Below are 17,538 nucleotides of genomic sequence, written 5' to 3'. Positions count from 1 at the left end.
CTATCCCTTGTCGTTTCATGGCTGCTGGCGTTCGCGTCCCGGACGCGTAGAGACGCTTTCCCCATGCGCGGAAAGCCGCTCGAAAAGACGCTGCGTATCGGAAGTAAAGACGTCCGCCATGCAGCGCGACTGAACCGTTGTCACCAAAACTTCATGAGCACGCCCTGCTTCGCTCCACCTGTCTCACGGACACGGGGTCGTCACATCGGCTGTCATGGATGTGCATTCAATGCCCCGGCGCGAGCTGCATGGCGGGTGTCGGCGGTATGGCCGCCGGCGGACGCTGCGGCAAGACCGACTTACCGAGGTTGGAACCCATGCGATGGCTCAGCGCGGAAAAGTTGTACTGCCCCACCTGCCGATTGGATGGCTCGCTTGCCACCGGATCGAGCGCAGGCGCTGGCGCTGCCGGCGCGGTGGAGCCGCCCGCCAGCGCGCGACTCAGGCAATCGAACGCCAGCACCGAGTGCTGGTTGATGCTGACGTCCACGCAACTGGGGGGCGGCACCGACGCCGATGACGCCGGCTCGGCCGCCGTGACGGGTGCACCGCTGGCCCACACCCACACCGAACAGGCAACGAAGCACCACCATGCGCGAAGCGGCTTGTGTCCGCTCGCGCACCGGGCCATCACGGCTGCGGCACCTCGGCGGCGGGCCGGTATCGCTGTTCGTAGAGACGATCGCCGTAACCCTGTGCCGCGTCTTCCAGTTTCACCCGCGCCGAGGCGGCGAACGGCTGGCGCGAAGCCATGACGGTGCCCATGTCCATATGGGCATAGGCGTCGACCACTTCGTTGCCGACCTTGTACAGCGCCTCGTTTCGCGCCGTGCAGGTGGAAAGCTCCTTGCGGGTCGATTCCAGTTGCGTAGCGAGCGCGGTGTTGCGGCCCTGCTGCTCCTGCAGGCGTGCCGCGTTCTGCGCGGTGGCTGCACGGTCCTGCTGCAACGATGCTTCGGCGCGCTGCCGTGCGTCGCGTTCGTTCTTCAACGCAGCGCCATCGCCGGCGGCGCCGGACTTGTACCGGGCAAGCTCCGCCTGCGACTGCTCCAGCGCCTTGCGGGCCTGGTCGCGCTCGGTTTCGGCGGAGGCCTTCTGCGCCTGCCAGCTGGCCTGCTCGTTCTGCAGATCCTGCAACTGGCTGCGAGCATCACGCAGCTGGCTGCGCAATTGCTCCTCCAGGGCTTGCGCGTGCAGCGAGCTACCGAGTCCTAGCACCACAAGGGCAACGCCCAGGCGAGATGGGATATTCATGCGCGACCTCCTCAGAACTTGGTGTTGATCTCAAGCTGCACCACGTCGATGGACAGCGGCGGGCCGTACACCTGCTTGGCGTTGAAGTAGCGCGCAGACAGCCAGGTGCGCGTGGCGATGCCGTAGTCCGCGGTGAAGACGAAGCCCTTGGCATTGGTGCCGCCCAGGTGGAAGTTCACGTCGGTCAGGCCATCGATTGCGGCGTCGGGCTCCAGGTACTTGTAGCCGAAGGTGACGTTCCAGTCGTTCGCCGCCATCGGGTTGGGATTGCCCAGGATGCCGCGCACCAGCCAGCCCACCGGGCCGCTCTTGTACGGACCGGTCTCCGCCGGGGTGGTACCGCTTTCGTAGTTGTTCACCGGCGTGCCGAGACCGTTGGCGTAACGCGTCAGCGCGTCCTTGGCGTGGTAGGCCATGTTGCGCACATAGTCGGCCTGGATGCGTGCAGGGGTCTCGCCGATCTTGAAGTCGAACGTCGAAGTGACGTTGGCCAGGTGATAGTCGTAGGACAAGCCGACGAACTGCGGCTGCGCGTAATTGGACGGCGAGGACGGATCCGGCACGATGTCGCGCAGCAGGAACAGCGTATTGCCCTTCAGCATGTACGAGGGCGCATCGTCATCCGTGCTGCAGTAGTTGATGCCGGTATAGATGGGGCACGGCTCGGACAGCTTGCCGCGCATGCCATCGAAGAAGTAGTAGGCCAGCGCCGCCTTCCACTGCATGTCGTCGTTGATGTGCCAGGTCACGCCCAGCTGCGCGGCAGAGAGCCAGCGCTCGTCCGAATGGTTCTTGTCGTAGCCGAACGCCTGCGACGGCGAGTTGTTGCCCGTGTACTGGATCGGGAACATGCCGGCCGTGGCAAAGCCTTCGAACTCGTCGTTGAACGGCACCTTGAACTTGCCGGCAATGCCGTCGAAGTTCAGTTCCGGCGAATAGATAAGGTCAGTAACGAAGAACGGGTCTTCCATGCGACCGGCCGTGAACGAACCCCACGCGTACGGATGCCAGTTGATCCACGCGCGGTCCAGCCAGAGATCCTTCTTCACCAGGCCGCCGCCGAGGTATTGCGTGGTGGACACGGGGTTGTTGTCGTTGCCAGTGCCGATGCGCACACCCGCCGTCACCGTGTCGGCCACCTTGGCGGTCAAGGCCAGGTGAGCCTGCATGTCCAGGATGGACATGCGGTTCTGCTGCGAATTGAGGATGGGCGGATTGGTGCCCTGCGAAATCTGGTTGATGTCGAACGGGCCGTTCTTGTTGAGCGTCGCGTAGTCGATGAAGTACGGCGAATTGCTGCGGCTGTACAGCCACGATTCGTCGCGCACGCGGATGTCCCCCGACCAGCTGATCCGGTCCAGCCATTCCGGCAGGGCATTGGGCTCGGCCCAGTGCTCGGTCTTGGCCTGCGCGATGACTTCCTGCTTTACCTGGTCGCGGATCTCGTTTCGCACGCTCTGGGGCACATAAGTGACGCGCACGTCGCCCGGATGCGCACCGTCGGCCGGCGCCGTCGCTGCCTGGGCCGCGGTGGCGGCACGCTGCGCCTGTGCGGCTTCCGTATTCGCCTGCGAGATGAGGCCATCGGCATCGGACTGCGTGATCAACCCCTTCTTCACCATCAGCCGGATCAGGTTGATGGTGGCGTTGGGCGACGGGGCCGCATCCTGCGCCAGCGCGGGCAACGCGGTGGCCGCCAGCAGCATGGCGATACTGACGCACAGCGCGCGGCGCAAAGGGCGCGCGCCCGCGCGAAGAGCATTCCTGGAACTCATGACTTTCTCCAATGCGTGGTGTTGCCGTGCGGCAAGCAAGGGAAGAGCAAAAAAGAGGTGTTCATGCGGGTCGCCGTCCCCGGATGGCCGCGCGCACGGGCATGCGCAATGTGGCCGGTGGCGGCGTATCGATATGCAGGCCCTGCAGCACGCTGATCAGGGCCTGGTCGGTCGTGGAGGAACCGCTGGGCGTCAGCAGCTCCACGCGGGAGATGCGCCCGTCGGACTCGATCCACAGGCTGGCCTTGACCTCGAACGCCAGCCGGCGCGTGCGGTCGTCGCGCTCGATCGCCTGCTGTAGCGCATAGCCGAGGTACTGCTCGTACGACGCACCACCGATGCCGTTCCCGCCGCCGTTGCCGACCATGCCGCCGCCATCGCCCGCGCCGATGTTGAACGAGTCGTTGCCCGCCTGGGCCGGCCCGTTGATGGTCACCTGCTTGGCGAGATCGGGCGCCTGCTTGGGCGCGTCCACCGGCTTCATCGGCTCGTTGGGCTTGGGTACTTCCTGCTTGGTTTCCTCGACCTTCTTGGGTTCGGGCGGCTTTTCCTTTGGCGGAGGCGGCGGTGGCGGCAGCGGCGTGATGGTGGCGATGCGCGGCGCCGAACGCCGCACGCCCACCTGGTGCCCCGCGAAATGCCACAGCAACAACCCGACGACGATCACCACTGCCGCGACGACGATGCGTCCGCGCCAGCGCTTCCATGCGCCATTCCTTGATGCCGGTGCGTTCATGAAGGGTCCTCGCACCGTCAGTCTTGCTGCTTGCCGGTGACCAGACCGACCTGCGAGAGATCGAGCCGCCGCAGTAGATCGAGAATGTCGACCACCTTCTGGTACTGCACGTTGGCATCGCCCTTCACGATCACCGGGAAATCGGGCGTGACGGCCTTCTGCGTGCGCAGGCGCTGCTCCAGCTCACCCAGGGTCACCGGGAACGCATCCAGGAAGATCTGCCCGCTGTCGGACACCGTGATGGCCTTGGTCTGCGGCTTGGCCAGGCTCACCGAAGCGCTGGCCTTGGGCAGGTTCACCTTCACTCCCTGCACCGAGGCCGTGGTCATGATGATGAAGATCACCAGCAGCACGTAAGCCAGGTCCAGCATGGGCGTGATGTTGATGTCGTCGTACGGCTTGTCGTCGTCTTGGACCTGCATGGCCGCTCTCCTCAGGCAGTGACCGTGATCTGGTCTATGTCCCGATGAAGCTCGGCGAGGCGCGTCACGAACTCGTCGACGAACACCTGCATGTTCGCCGTCACCGCCTTGTTTCGCGTCAACAGGTAGTTGTAGCCAAACAGCGCGGGAATCGCGACGAACAGGCCGGCGACGGTCGCCAGCAGCGCGGCGGCGATACCGGGCGCGATGGCGTTGACGTTGACGTCGCCTGCCGCGGCGATGGCGGCGAAGGTGATCATCACGCCCACCACCGTACCGAGCAGGCCCAGGAACGGACCGCCGGAAATGGCGATGGTCAGCATCACCATCGAGCGCGACAGCTTCTGGTTCTCGCGCACCAGGGTCGAATCCATCACGGCGCGGATGGCCGCGATCGACTCGCTGGCGATCACCACGCGACCGTGGCTGTCGCGGCGGCGCCACACCTCCTTCTTGCCGATCTCATAGAGGCGATACAGCGAGGAATCGGCGAAGTCCTTGGAGCTACCCTGCGCGTCGGACATGCCGAGCAGGTCGCTGCCCAAGCCGCGGAAGCGATCGAGGAAGCGGTCGTTGGCGTTGGTCACCGTGCCGACGTAGCGGGCCTTGTTCCACATCACCACCCAGGAAATCAGCGCCATCACCAGCAGGATGCCGATCACCACCCACGCATCGGCCGTCACCGACTTCACGATGATGCCGAAGTAGCCGAAACCGAAGCCGGCCTTCTTCTCGTCCTCGCCGTACTGCAGCAGGCGCGATTCCGCACCCTGCGTCACCGCATCCATGGCGATCAGCGCTTCCGGACGCGCCACACGCGACAGACGCAGCTCGTCCATCTCGCCGTTGAAGTTGCCCAGCGCCGTTTCGCCGGGACCGGCGACATCACCACCTAGCGTGGCGGCTGAGCTGAGCGCCGGAAGCGACGAAGCCACTTCACCGTACGGACGGCCATTCACGTAAAGGCGCACATGGCCCGCCTCGCCGGTGACAGCGAGATAGGTCCACTGCCCGGCCTTCAGCGGCTCGCCGGCGGTCGAACGCTGCGGCTGCGCGCCGTCGACCTCGACGAAGGGGGCGCCGCCGTCCAGGCCGATCAACAAGGCGTGGCCCTGATGGCGACGTGCATACAGCGCCGTCGGCGTCGTCGGCAAGGTATCCAGCTTGATCCAGGCGCTGAAGGTGAAGCTGCCACCATCGGTAACGTTGAGCGACGTGCTGGCCGGCAGTTCGATCGACCCAGTGCCATCGAAACGCGCGGCACGGCCGACGATGCCGCCGTCGACCGTGCGCACGCTGCCCTTCTGGGCGTGGTTGGCGTAGGCCGTGGCGTCCTTGGACGGCGTGCCCGCGGCTTCGTCGAAGTGATACACCAGCGTGTAGTCGGCATCGAAGGTCGCCGCACCGCTGCTCTGCACCGGCGCCTTGCTGTTGCCGTAGTACATCCAGATGGCCTGCTGCCCGTTGGTCGGCAGGTCGCTGGTGTCCACCCAGATCTGGCCCACGCCCATCACGGGGTCGAAGGTTTCCACTTCATAGTTCAGCGGCGTCTTGCCGTCGGCGGCGATGAAGCGCAGGTCAGCGCCGTTCTTCGCTACACCGTCGAACTGGAAGTTGCCCGAGTGCAGGCGCACCAGCAGCGGCACGCGCCCAGCGGCCGGCGTCATGGCGCCGCCCTTGGGCGTGGTGTCGATGGTGATGGCCTTGCGGTAGGTCCAGTCGTCGTTCCACCAGGCGACGTCGGCGGCCTGGGCGGGACGCGCCAGCCACGAAAGGCATAGCAGGCATGCAAAGATCAGGTAACGCATCGTAGTTCCACCCCTAGACGTCGGAAATCCATGTGTTGAGCGGGTCATGACCATGTCCTTCACAGGCTGGCCTTCAGGCTGAAGAGCACCTGCCCGTTGTGGGCACGCGTGCGGGTTCCGTCATGCAACGGATAGGCGAATTCGAGTTCGCCGCTCACCGCGCGGAACAGGCTGAAGCGCGTGCCCACGCCGGTGCTGAGCAGGTTGAAGCGGCTTTGCTGGTCGGGCAGCGGATCGATCAGCAGGACACGCCCGCCATCGAGGAACAGATGAAAGCGCCAGTCGTCGACGAAATTGCCGACGACGCCGGCCAGCGACGGACTGCGCAACTCCACCGATGCCACCGCGCCGTTGTCGCCGGTTTCCTCGGCCGCCAGGTAGCCACGCACGCTGCTGGCGCCACCGGCGGCGAACTGTTCGCTGGATACCAGCGGCGAATCGGATACCTGCAGGCTGCCGCGCACGGCCAGCGAGAAATCGCCACCCAGCAAGTGCGAGTAGCTGATATCCGAATGCACGTAGATGTAGTTGTCCTTGCCCTTGTAGCGCAGATTGTCGAAGTCCGTGCGCGAACTGCCCATGCCGCTGAGGCCCAGGTTGCCGACCAGCGTGAAGGACAGGTTCGAGCGATCACCGCTGCGCTGCCCCGCATACGACACCATCAGCGGGTCGTAGGTGATCGGCACCTTGGAAGTCTGGTCGCCCAGCGTGATGTTCTGGTCGAAATGCTTGTGGCTGATGCCGAACGAGAGCGACTGGCTGTAGGTGCCCAGCAGCGGCAGGTTGCGTGTTGCCTGCAGCGTTTCGGCATTGCCCTTGCCGAGTACGGTGGTGCCGCCCAGCGTGTTCGCATTGCTGTTGGACTTGTAGCCCGTGCCGAGAAGTGCCCAGTTGCTGCTGAGCGGCGCCAGGTACGACAAGGCATACACCTCGGCCGCATGGCGATCCTGCGGCGCAACGATATAAGTCGCCGAGATGGTGTGCCCCGCCTGCCACAGGTTGTCGTAGCGGACATTGGCGATGGTGCGCAGTTCGGGCGTATCGGCGCTGTGGTCGTTGTTCACTTCCACGCTGGCGTGCAGCGGATAGCTGTCGTTGACCTTCAACGTCACGTCCATGGTCTGCGGCAGCGTGCCGGGCTTGAGCACCGGCACCACCTGCTGGCCCGGCTGCGTATTGACTTGGGCCAGCTCCGCCTGGGCCTTGGTGAAGTTGGGCACGCTGCCTTCGGCCAGCGAGGGCACTGCGTCGCGTATCGCTTCCGGCGAATGGTATTTCGCGCCTTCCACGCGCACGCGGCCGATGCTGTTCTCCGTCACCTGCAGGAGCAGCACGCCGTTCTTCACCTGTTGCGGCGGCACTTCCACCACCACCGACTGGTAACCCTTGGCCTGGTAGACCTTCTGCAGCGCATCGCGCGCCGCATGCACGTCATCCAGGCTGCGGTTGGGACCCAGGTAGGGCTCCACCGTCTGCTCGATCTCCACCGAGTCGAGCAGGTGATTGCCACGTACCAGGTACTCGTTGACGTCGAAGTGCGCCGGCGACTGGCCGGCATCCTGCTGCGCGTGCACCGTGCCCAGCGCACACGACAACGCCATCGCCAACGCGCTCAACGGCCATCGCCACCGCGCCATTCCCTTGCCGCTCATGCGCACGCCTGCCCCCTGTTCGTCCGCAGCGTGTGTCGCGCGAAGGCGAACCGGGAGCTTAGGCCGGCGTTTCTAACCACCATGCGACAGCGGGATGTCCGGCTCGCTTCGCGCGAGCCGGTCCTGCCGGGGCGGATGCGGCGTTCGGCAAACACCGCCATGCCATGGCCTGGAACAAAGCCGGCATCCCTGTCCGATAACGGCCTTCCAAACGGCCAGACGTCGTTCGTAACCATCGCGCAAAACCTTCCCCGGGGCGGGCCCGCTGGCCCGCCCTTCCCTCTCGCCCATATGACCGCCCCGGCGATGCCCGGGCGGAAGAGAAAGTGGGCATCCAAGCCCTAGCATTCGTCCTTGCCAAGAAAGACGGAGGACCGGATGACGGACTGAACCAAGTCACGAAAAATTCATGTCAGCGACTGTTTCAGCGGCTCTTCCGCCTCACGGAAACGAATCTGTCATTTGGGCGGTCACGCGACGACGCCACAAACGCGCGCAGGATGGACCGCCCGCTTGGGCAGCCGTCCGATATCGAAAAAGGAAGGAGATCAGCTCACCAGCACGATGCCGCCGGGCAAGGAACGCACCGACGCACCAAAGGCCTGGTGAATGAGCGACGCGACGTCGCCGAGCTGGTTAAGCGATACCTGCGCGTGCACCTTGCGCGCCGCGAGCACATCGTTGGTGAGGATAATCTTGCCGGGCCGGTAGCGGTTGATCTCGGTGATCACCTCCGACAGCGGACGGTCGTCGAAGACCAGCACGCGACGACGCCATGCTACCGCTTCGTCCGTATCTGCCACGGCCACGGCACTGAGCCCCTGGCTTCCATAGCCGGTCTGCTGGGCTCGTCCCAGCAGCTCGGACCGTCCCTGGCACTCCACCCGGACGTTGCCGTCCAGGCCGGTGACCTGTACCTGGCCATCAAGGCAGCGCACATTGCAAAGCGCGCCCGAGGCCGCGTGGATGCCTCCATGCAAAGCTCGTATCTCGAAGCTGCCGGCCAGTTCCCTGGACACCTGCAGCTGGATTTCCCCGGTAAGCAGTTCGACGCCCACCACGCGCCCACCGGATGTGCGCACGTTCATGGCCGTTTGCGTGTTCATTTCCACTACCACGCCGGAAGTCAGCTCGACCTGTCGCTGCTCACCCGTCGCCGTCCGATAGTCGGCCATGGCATCAGGCAGGCTGGGCCACAGGTTCAGCGGCGAACGCGCCGCCAGCAAGGCGGCCGACGCGGCCACGGCACCGCCCAGGAAGGCGCGCCGGCTCATGCGGCGGGACGCTGGCACCACCACAGCCTGTTCCCGCTGGTGCAGGCTCCGCGCGGCCACGCCCAGGTTGTCCCAGAGCAGGCGCGTCTCCGCGAACGCCTGTGCGTGCATTTCGCTCAGGGAACACCAACGCCGGAACGCCGAAGCGTCGTCGGTGGTGGCCCGCCCGGAGGTAAGCAGGAGCAGCCAGTCGCGCGCCTCGCCATGCAGCGCCGAATCGTGGCCGGGATGGGAAAAACGTTCACTCATACGCTCAAGACTCTTTTCCGGCCCCGGGACCGAACCGCTGAACCACACGCCGATCGAGACGCTGTCCACAATGTTCGAGCGCCCGCTTGAGTTCCTTGCCCACCATGCGGACCGAAATCCGGAAACGGTCGGCAATGTCTTGCTGCGGCAGGTCCTCGACCCGGGCGGCGATCAGGATGGCCCGCTGGCGCTCCGTCAACTCGCCCATGGCCCGCTCCAGCGCGGCAACCTCCAGGCGCGCGTGGACCACGCGCGCTGGATCGAGCGAGTCGTCGGCGAAGTGCAGCAGGTCCTCCACTTCCTCACCCGTCAGGTAGCGGGACTCCGACTGGCGCTGGTCGGCAGCGACGTTCAACGCCATGCGGAACAGGTAACCGGCGGGGTTGTGCGCCACCACCGACGCATCGCCCATCCGCTCCACGCGCAGATAGGTTTCCTGCAGCACATCGTTGACCAGTTCGTCGGAGCCCAGGCGCCGGCGCAGACGCCGACGCAATTCGGGTTGCCACTCCAGGAACAGGCCTAGCAGGGACACGGTAGGCGTCTCCATCGCCGGCTCAGGCGCGCGCAGCGACGGGGGTGTCGCAACGCAGGGCGTGCGCGGCGCCCGCAGGCAGCAGCAACAAGGTCATTGGCTGGCCGAGGCCGGCCGGCGGCGGCTCCACGCGTATGCCCTCCAGCGCCTGACTGATCGACGCATCGCGTGCCTGTAGCCCGGTACTGCCAAGCAGGCGCACGCGATTCACCGTGCCTGCTTCATCGATCCACACCTGCAGCGCCAGCCGGTAACTGCCGGGCTTTGCGCCCGGCACCCGGCACAGCTCATGTTCAAGCGAGGCCTGCAACGAGGCGCCATAGACTTCCCAGCGGGAGTCGCTCGCGTCCTGTGCAAGCTCATCGCCGGCACTGCCTGCACTGCCGCTGTCGAACGACTCAAGCGTGAAGGCCTTGTCCGATGCGTAACGCTCGCGCAGGCCGGTGCCGGCTAGCAGTCGACTCAAGGCGTCCTCGGCCGAGAACTGGCCGCGCACGCCGGCCGACATCTTTCCGGCAAGCAGGCTCTCGTCCACCAACAAGGACTGCCCGGTGACATCACTGAATGATTTCACGGCGGCACTCAACGGTTGCGGGCCCATATCGAACGAGTAGAGACCCGTCGTTGCGCCTGCTGCCGTACCAGCCGTCGACTGTAATCCGCCTGCATGGCTCGTCCCCCAACAAAGCCAACCCGACAACGCGAGCGCCCACCAGGCGTGCGACATGAAGTACTTCCCCAAGACCCGCTGGCGAGTCCTTGCGTCGAGCGTCGCCACGCAAATAACCCGAAAGAGGATAACGGTAACTTATGTCAATTGAATAACGCGAGGAGTCTTTTAAAGCTTCGTTTGTGACGCGCGAATATGACAACGAAGTTATCCGTTTCGTGACAAAACCATCCATGAAAATCCGGGCGCGCCCCGCGACGCGCTAACGCTGCGGCCAATGCCAGGCGGGTTCGTCCAGCATGCCCTGCCCCACGATGCGTGGCCTGGCTGATGTCTTTTTCCAGCGCGATGGGCTGGCACGCACGATCCGCCTCCAGCGCACTGATCAGCCGCGAGGCATGCGAAACCATCCACACCTGGCTGCGCGACGACGCGTGCACGATCAGTCGCGCGAGCGCAGGTAGAAGATTCGGATGCAGGCTGGTCTCCGGTTCGTTCAACACCATCAGCGGCGGCGGTCGTGGTGTGTGCATCGCCGCGATCCACAGCACGTAGCGCAGCGTGCCATCGGACAGCTCCATCGCATTGAGCGGACGCAACAGACCGTGCTGCGCGAACTGCAGGGTGAAGCGCCCATCGTCCACCGACACGCTGACTCTCGCGCCGGGAAACGCATCCTCCACCGCCTTGTCGAGCGCACGCTCGTCGCCGATCTCACGAATGGTTTGCCACGCTGCCGCGAGGTCCGCACCATCGTGGCCGAATACCGACGTGCGCGTGCCCAATTGCGTGTGCCTGGGTGGCGCATCGCGATCCGAGCGGAAGTGATCGTAGTGGCGCCAGCCTCGCACTACCTCGCGTACGCGCAGGACTTCCGGCGCGCGCTCAGGATCGGCAATCTGCGTGAACATGCTTTCGAACGCGCTGAGATGAGTGGACGCCCCCCGCGACCAGAGCAGCCCCAACAGCGGGCAGGCATTTCATTCGACGTTCCACGTCATCGCCCCCTTTTGACATGGCCGAAGTCTCGCCCCAATTTGTGCCACAGAGCTGCCCGCGTTATGTCTGCTTCGACTCGAAAGCGCCCCCCCAGGAGTCGTCCTTGGCAACCTCGAGGATTCGGTAAAGCTACTTCATCCAGTATCGCCAACTTACTGATGCAAGGTACACCCTCCCAGGCGAAACCTATGGCCTATTAAGGCGCCACGACCTGACCTCCGAAATCTGCGCTGTCAACGACCAGGATCGGGCCCCAGGTACAGCGGGCGAGGCCACAACATTGCCGCCTTTACCTGACGCGCGGTGTCATCTACGAGAATCTCTTCGTCGCCCCGCTCTATCGCCTCCAGCACCCGCGTTGCAACGACATCGGGCGCGAGTTTTGGTGCGTTGACGGCACGTGCCATGTCGGTATCGACATAGCCCACATGGACGGCGATTACCTGCGTGCGCTGTGCGCGCAGTTCGTTGCGAAGGCCATTGGTCAGGGACCATGCTGCCGCCTTGCTGACTGAGTAGGTCGATGTATGCGGCAGACTGGCCCAGCTCAACGCGGACAGCATGTTCACCACGCAACCACCACCCGCATCCGCGAGTGACGGCGCAAATGCTCGTGTGACATCCAGCATGCCAAACAGGTTGACCGCGAGCTGTTCATGCAGGTCATTGCTTCCCTGCACATCGAGCAGGCATGCGTCGGGTTTCATCACGCCGGCATTGTTGATCAGCAAACTGACGTCACTGCAGCGCGTGGCGGCCGCCGCAATGCTGTCAGGGTCACTGACGTCGAGCGCGACGGGAATCAGGCCTGGTTGGTTGAGCTCGCGAGGCTCACGCATGCCCACATAAATGGTGTCGGCCCCCGCGCGACGCAGACTCTGGACAAATGCCGCGCCCAGTCCGCGCCCCGCCCCGGTCACCAAGGCCCTACAGCCACCGATACGCATGTTGGCGCCCAACCGGAAAGGGCGCTCATCCAGCCCCAGCGCTTGTCGATGGAGGGTGAATGTCAGCGCTGTCTCGATGATTTACACACCCTGATGACGGCAATTTCATTTCAGGAAGGCTATTTACGACCTGATAGGGGGATTCGTTCGCCGCGAGATATATCGGTGGAGCGGCGGTGCGAGACGTGTGCGGGCCATCCGGCCGCCGTACACATGCGCCAACAGGAGTTAGCGTCATGTCCAGCCATGCAGGTCGTGTGATGGCCCACCGTCGTGATGAGCGCCTGCCCGCCCGGCTCAAACTCTCCATTGGCATTACCGCGGCGCTGGGTTCGGCGCTGGTGGCAGAGCACGTGCAGGCCCAGCAATGGAGCGGCGCGGTAAGCAGCGATGTCACCAATTCCAACAACTGGAGCCCGGTACCGACGGACAGCTTCGGTGATGTCGTCATCAATGCAGGCACCCATCCGGCCGTTTGGACGGCGGGAGCTGACCTTGCTTCGCCCACGATCTGGAGCAGCAGCACGTACTGGTTCGTCAACTCGCTGAGCGTGGGCAGTGGCGGCACCGGCCAACTGACGTTCAATGTTGCTACCGGAAATACCGCCGACCAGGCTTATATCTATGCCGCCAACGGCACCGCCTTTGCGGTGGGTGCGGCGGGTGGCAATGGCACCGTGACGCTCAACCTGCGCAACGGCACCGAGCCAGGCATCAACGTGCAGTTTGCGACGAGCGACCCGAATCCGGGCTTTGTGGTCGGCGACGGCCCAGGAAGCCAGGGCACCGTGAATGTGCTCGGCTCGGGCAAGAGCGTGCAATCGCAAGGCATGAATTCACGCAACCAGTTTTCGGCAGGCAAGGCCGGAAGCACCTCCCTCAACAATGTGGTCGGCACCAACGGTGGTACCGGCACGGTCACCGTGCAGGACGGCGCACTGGTGTTCAACGGCTACTCTCGCGGCGAGGCCGGCATGACGGCCTTTGCCATCGGCGAGGCGGCGGGCAGTCATGGACAGGTCAACGTGCTCTCGGGCGGCAAGCTCGCAGTCAGCCCGAACTACAGTGGCAGCCAGGCCCAGCAGGACTTTGTCATCGGGGCCGAAGGTGGCGTGGGCGTGCTGCAGATTTCCGGATTGAATGCCGGCGGCTACAGCAGCCGCGCAAGCATTGGCAACGGCGTGGACATCGGGCGTGGCGTGGATACCGCGTCCGGCACGCCAGGCCAGGGCTCGCTCAACATCCTGGCAGGCGGCAAGGCCGTCAATTACCAGGCCTACAACTCGGGCAGCGGCAGCCCGCTTGCGACAGCCCGCGTCGGGGTCGATGGCGGTGTCGGCAACGTACTCGTGTCGGGCAGCGGATCGGTGTGGGATGTGGGTGGTGTCGCTGTATACGACTACTACGATTCCAGCAACGACACTATCGTGGTCGGTCCCGTGGCAGCCGAAAACATCGGCGCACTTCATGTCGGCGTCAGTGGTACCGGCAGTCTCACGCTCGCCGACGGCGGCGTGGCCAGCGTCGGCGCGTTTCATTATCTCTCACGCTACGGTACCGACAGCACCGGTCAGTACGCTAGCTGGTACGAGATGGATCAGTTCGACGATGGCTTGGGCACGCTCTATCTCGGCGAGAACGCCAGTGGAAACGGCACGCTGAACATCGGTGCTCCCGCTGGCCAGGCGGCTGCCGCACCAGGCACGCTCAAGGCAGCGCAGATCGACCTTGGCCCCGGTTCCGCCACGGTTGCCTTCAATCACACGGCAAGTGACTACGTGTTCTCGGTGCCCCTGGTGGGCACGGGCACGCTAGCCAGCTATGGCGGTACGACGTACCTGGAGCCGGCACCGAGTCCCCCTGCCGGCGCCGCCACCGACAACAGTGGCTTCAGCGGCACCACGGCGATCTACGGCGGAGCGCTCGGATTGCGTTACAACGCCGCACTGGGAAGCAGTGTAGTGAGAGTGCTCGGCAGCGGTGGCGGACTGATCTACGGTGCGGGCACCAGCATTGCGAACACCATTGATATTGCTGCCGGCGCCACGTTGACCGCCACCAACGAAAACGGCGCATCGGCCACACAGACCGGTGCGATCTCCGGTGCCGGCAACCTCACCCGATCCGGCGTCGGTACGCTTGCACTGACCGCGGTGAATACCTATACCGGCGAAACCAACATCCAGTCCGGCACCTTGGCGCTGACAGGCAACGGCAGCATCGCGCAATCCAGTCGCGTGGTGGCCGATGGCACATTCGACATCAGCACCGCCAACGTCGACCCTTACATCATCAGCCTCGCTGGCAGCGGCCTGGTAACCCTTGGTGCCTCGCAGCTCACTTTGACGGCAGCCAACGACACCTTCGCCGGTCAGTTCGTCGGCAGCGGGCCACTCACGCTGGCCGCCGGCAACGAGGTGCTGACCGGCAACAGCAGCACCTTTACGGGCAACACGACCGTGGCCGGTGGCTCACTGTGGGTCAATGGCGTGCTCGGTGCAGCAGGCACGTCGGTAACCGTCGACAGCGGCGCGCGACTTGGCGGCAATGGCGCCTTGGGGGGCAATGTCAGCGTAGCCGGCGGCGGCTTCCTCACCCCCGGCAGCGGTCCGCTGCAGCCTGGCCTGCTCGGCATCGGCGGCAACCTGGCGCTGTCGCCGGGAGCCGTACTCGAATACGACTACGGCCAGGCCGGAACGCCGGGAGGCTCCTTCAACGACCTGATCAATGTCGGCGGCAACCTGACCCTGGCCGGCACGATCAACATCACCGAAGCGCCGGGCGGCAGCTTCGAGCCGGGCATCTATCGCGTGATCAACTACGGCGGCACGCTGACGGATCTTGGCCTGGCCATCGGCACCACGCCCGTGACTGGACTGGAGGTACTTACCGCCATTCCGCAGCAGGTGGACCTGGTGTACACGCTCCCGGGCATCCCCCTGAGTTTCTGGGATGGCGACGCCGGCCCGAAGAACAACGGCGTGATCGACGGCGGCAACGGCACGTGGCAGGCCTTGGCCGGCAACAACAACTGGACCAATGTGAAAGGTACGCCCAATGCGCCCTATGCCGATGGTGCCTTTGCCGTGTTTGCGGGCGCGCCGGGCACGGTGACCATCGACAACAGCCTTGGCGCGGTCACAGCCGCCGGCCTTCAGTTCGCCACCAGCGGGTATGTCGTTCAAGGCGGTACGCTTACCCTCGTGGGAAGCGAGGCCTATATCCGCGTTGGCGAGGGTTTGTCGCGCGAGCTGCTGGCGACGAGTGCGGCGCTGCCGACCGCCATCATCAATGCCAGCATTGCAGGAAGCGCCGAGCTGGTGAAAGACGATCTGGGCACGCTGATCCTGGGCGGCGCCAATACCTACAGCGGTGGCACCCGCGTGCAGGGCGGCACGATGCAGGTCTCGGCGGACAATAATCTCGGTGAGGCCGCAGGCGTCGTCACCCTCGCCGGTGGTGCACTGGAAACGACGGCAAGTTTCAGCTCCGCACGCACCGTGACCGTAGAAAATTCTGGCGACATCGCGACGGACAACGGCAGCACGCTGACCCTGACCGGCGCGCTCGGCGGCAACGGCACGTTGGTAAAGAGCGGCACAGGCACGCTGGCCATCGAAGGCAACGGCGGATTCACCGGCCCTGCCCTGGTGAACGGCGGCACCTTGTCGGTCGACGGAAACGTCGCTGGTGCCGCGGTGACGCTGGCCCAGGGCACGTCGCTGATCGGCAACGGCACCGTAGGTGCCACCACCCTGCAGGGCGGGTCAACCATCGCACCGGGTCATTCCATCGGCACGCTCACGGTGCAAGGCAACTACCTGCAGAACGCGGGCGCTATCTACCAGGTGCAGCTCGATCCTGCCTCGGCCAATGCCGATCTCGTCCGGGTCAACGGCAGCGCCACGCTCGCGCCCGGCGCGATATTGCAGGTATCGCGCATCAGCAACACGCTCTACTCCCTGGGAACGCGTTACACGGTGCTCGATGCCAGCGACGGCGTCAGCGGCACCTATACGCTGACGGGTGATATCGCGGTGTCACCGTTTGCAACCCTGCAGGACAGGTACGACGCGAACCATGCGTACCTACAGGTGAACCAGACCCGTTCACTGACCAACCTGACCTGCAACCGTAATGCGACCGCCGCGGCGGGCGGCCTGCAATCCACCGGCACAGACAATGCAGCGCTGAATGCCATCGTGATGCAATCCACCAGTGATGCCAACGCATGCCACTCGCTGGGGGCCCTCTCGGGCGAGGCGTATGCGTCGCTGCGCGGCCTGTTCGTCGACGACAGTCGCTTCCTGCGTGAGGCTGTGAGCTACCGGATGCGCGGCGACGCCAGCCCGGCAACCAGCGCCGGCAACGACGTCTCGACGGCCACCGGCTTGTGGGGTCACGCGTTCGGTTCCTGGGGTGACTACGATGGTCATGACGACACCGCGAAGGTAGATCGCAATATCGGCGGCTTCTTCATCGGCGGCGATCGCGACCTGGGCGGTTGGCGTCTGGGCGCCGTGGCCGGCTACAGTCGTACCAGTTTCAACATGGATGACCTGCAATCGTCCGGTTCCAGTGACGACTACCACCTGGGGCTTTACGCCGGCAACGATCAGGGAGCCATCCGTGTTCACGGTGGACTGGCATACACCTGGCACGACGTATCCCTGACGCGGCGTCCGTCGTTCGCTGGGTACGGCGCCACCCTGTCCTCGGATTTCGACGCCGGCACGGCGCAGGCCTGGGGCGAAGTCGCCTATGACATGCCTGGTCGCGACGCCGACCTGCAACCCTTCTTCAACGCGGCCTACGTGCAGCTTCACACAACCGGTTTCCAGGAAACCGGCGACAGTGCTGCCGCCCTTGCCGGCCGCGGCGACCACAGCAGCAACACCTTCAGCACGTTGGGCGCGCGCCTCACTGCCCCACTCAACATCAGCGAGGCCGCTTCACTGGAACTGCGCATGAGCGCGGGCTGGCGGCATGCCTATGGTCAGCTGTCGCCCTCCGCGGTGTTGCAGTTCGCCAGCGGCTCGCCCTTCAGCGTGATCGGCGCGCCGCTGGACCGGGATGCGCTGGCGGTGGACCTGGGCATCGGCGGCAAATTCGCGCCAGCGTGGGATGGCGGGATCAGCTATTCGGGCGTGATCGGCAGCAACAGCAGCGATCACGGCGTAAAGGCCTATGTGCGTTGGCAGTTCTAGCGAGACCCGG

General features: G+C 64.8%; 13 protein-coding genes. 1 reads left to right on the top strand and 12 read right to left on the bottom strand.

The features are described from left to right. Nucleotides 1-226: 226 nt before the first annotated feature. From EPB08_RS17685 to EPB08_RS17630, 12 genes are all read right to left on the bottom strand, one after another. Nucleotides 227-634: a hypothetical protein gene (locus EPB08_RS17685; RefSeq protein ID WP_130620418.1), complete on the bottom strand. Its 408-nt coding sequence runs from the start codon at nt 632-634 to the stop codon at nt 227-229. Then, the gene (locus EPB08_RS17680; protein ID WP_130620417.1) at nt 631-1,254 is read right to left on the bottom strand and encodes a hypothetical protein; all 624 of its coding nucleotides are present in this window, start codon (nt 1,252-1,254) and stop codon (nt 631-633) included. Before EPB08_RS17680 ends, EPB08_RS17685 begins: the two co-directional genes overlap by 4 nt. A gap of 11 nt (nt 1,255-1,265) precedes the next feature. Continuing rightward, on the bottom strand, nt 1,266-3,029 hold the full coding sequence (locus tag EPB08_RS17675; protein ID WP_130620416.1) for a putative porin: 1,764 nt from the start codon (nt 3,027-3,029) through the stop codon (nt 1,266-1,268). Nucleotides 3,030-3,090: 61 nt separating this feature from the next. Then, nucleotides 3,091-3,765, bottom strand: coding sequence for a TonB C-terminal domain-containing protein (locus EPB08_RS17670; RefSeq protein ID WP_130620415.1), 675 nt, complete (start codon nt 3,763-3,765; stop codon nt 3,091-3,093). A 17-nt stretch (nt 3,766-3,782) separates the two neighbouring features. Beyond that, nucleotides 3,783-4,187: an ExbD/TolR family protein gene (locus EPB08_RS17665; RefSeq protein WP_130620414.1), complete on the bottom strand. Its 405-nt coding sequence runs from the start codon at nt 4,185-4,187 to the stop codon at nt 3,783-3,785. 11 nt (nt 4,188-4,198) lie between these two features. After that, nucleotides 4,199-5,995, bottom strand: a complete 1,797-nt coding sequence (locus EPB08_RS17660) for a DUF2341 domain-containing protein (protein ID WP_130620413.1) — start codon at nt 5,993-5,995, stop codon at nt 4,199-4,201. Between the two features lie 59 nt (nt 5,996-6,054). Next, a complete protein-coding gene (locus tag EPB08_RS17655; RefSeq protein WP_130620412.1) occupies nt 6,055-7,647 on the bottom strand; it encodes a ShlB/FhaC/HecB family hemolysin secretion/activation protein in 1,593 nt (530 codons plus the stop codon). 548 nt (nt 7,648-8,195) lie between these two features. Continuing rightward, nucleotides 8,196-9,170 carry a FecR family protein gene (locus EPB08_RS17650; RefSeq protein ID WP_130620411.1) on the bottom strand — a complete coding sequence of 325 codons (975 nt, stop codon included), beginning with the start codon at nt 9,168-9,170 and terminating at the stop codon, nt 8,196-8,198. 4 nt (nt 9,171-9,174) lie between these two features. Beyond that, nucleotides 9,175-9,705 (bottom strand): RNA polymerase sigma factor, encoded by a 531-nt coding sequence (locus EPB08_RS17645; RefSeq protein WP_229238397.1) that lies wholly within the window; start codon nt 9,703-9,705, stop codon nt 9,175-9,177. Nucleotides 9,706-9,727: 22 nt separating this feature from the next. Beyond that, a complete protein-coding gene (locus EPB08_RS17640) occupies nt 9,728-10,279 on the bottom strand; it encodes a secretin and TonB N-terminal domain-containing protein (protein ID WP_165418531.1) in 552 nt (183 codons plus the stop codon). Nucleotides 10,280-10,518: 239 nt separating this feature from the next. After that, nucleotides 10,519-11,286 carry an AAA family ATPase gene (locus EPB08_RS17635; protein ID WP_486598949.1) on the bottom strand — a complete coding sequence of 256 codons (768 nt, stop codon included), beginning with the start codon at nt 11,284-11,286 and terminating at the stop codon, nt 10,519-10,521. A 321-nt stretch (nt 11,287-11,607) separates the two neighbouring features. Further along, entirely contained in the window at nt 11,608-12,321 is a 714-nt protein-coding gene (locus tag EPB08_RS17630; protein ID WP_130620408.1) for an SDR family oxidoreductase, read from the bottom strand. 236 nt (nt 12,322-12,557) lie between these two features. Between EPB08_RS17630 and EPB08_RS17625 the strand changes: the two genes are divergently transcribed. Continuing rightward, nucleotides 12,558-17,528: an autotransporter domain-containing protein gene (locus EPB08_RS17625; protein ID WP_130620407.1), complete on the top strand. Its 4,971-nt coding sequence runs from the start codon at nt 12,558-12,560 to the stop codon at nt 17,526-17,528. Nucleotides 17,529-17,538: the final 10 nt, after the last annotated feature.

Source organism: Dyella amyloliquefaciens (genome assembly GCF_004296575.1).
Classification (GTDB): Bacteria; Pseudomonadota; Gammaproteobacteria; order Xanthomonadales; family Rhodanobacteraceae; genus Dyella; species Dyella amyloliquefaciens.
The sequence above is the reverse complement of the archived record's forward strand: the minus strand, read 5'-3'. Positions and strand labels throughout refer to the sequence as shown.

Excerpts from the sequence above, each read along its gene's own strand:
- EPB08_RS17650 (WP_130620411.1), bottom strand. The coding sequence starts at position 9,170 with ATGAGTGAACGTTTTTCCCATCCCGGCCACGATTCGGCGCTGCATGGC.
- EPB08_RS17630 (WP_130620408.1), bottom strand. The coding sequence starts at position 12,321 with ATGCGTATCGGTGGCTGTAGGGCCTTGGTGACCGGGGCGGGGCGCGGA.
- EPB08_RS17625 (WP_130620407.1), top strand. The coding sequence starts at position 12,558 with ATGTCCAGCCATGCAGGTCGTGTGATGGCCCACCGTCGTGATGAGCGC.
- EPB08_RS17665 (WP_130620414.1), bottom strand. The coding sequence starts at position 4,187 with ATGCAGGTCCAAGACGACGACAAGCCGTACGACGACATCAACATCACG.
- EPB08_RS17635 (WP_486598949.1), bottom strand. The coding sequence starts at position 11,286 with ATGTTCACGCAGATTGCCGATCCTGAGCGCGCGCCGGAAGTCCTGCGC.
- EPB08_RS17660 (WP_130620413.1), bottom strand. The coding sequence starts at position 5,995 with ATGCGTTACCTGATCTTTGCATGCCTGCTATGCCTTTCGTGGCTGGCG.
- EPB08_RS17670 (WP_130620415.1), bottom strand. The coding sequence starts at position 3,765 with ATGAACGCACCGGCATCAAGGAATGGCGCATGGAAGCGCTGGCGCGGA.
- EPB08_RS17655 (WP_130620412.1), bottom strand. The coding sequence starts at position 7,647 with ATGAGCGGCAAGGGAATGGCGCGGTGGCGATGGCCGTTGAGCGCGTTG.
- EPB08_RS17680 (WP_130620417.1), bottom strand. The coding sequence starts at position 1,254 with ATGAATATCCCATCTCGCCTGGGCGTTGCCCTTGTGGTGCTAGGACTC.
- EPB08_RS17675 (WP_130620416.1), bottom strand. The coding sequence starts at position 3,029 with ATGAGTTCCAGGAATGCTCTTCGCGCGGGCGCGCGCCCTTTGCGCCGC.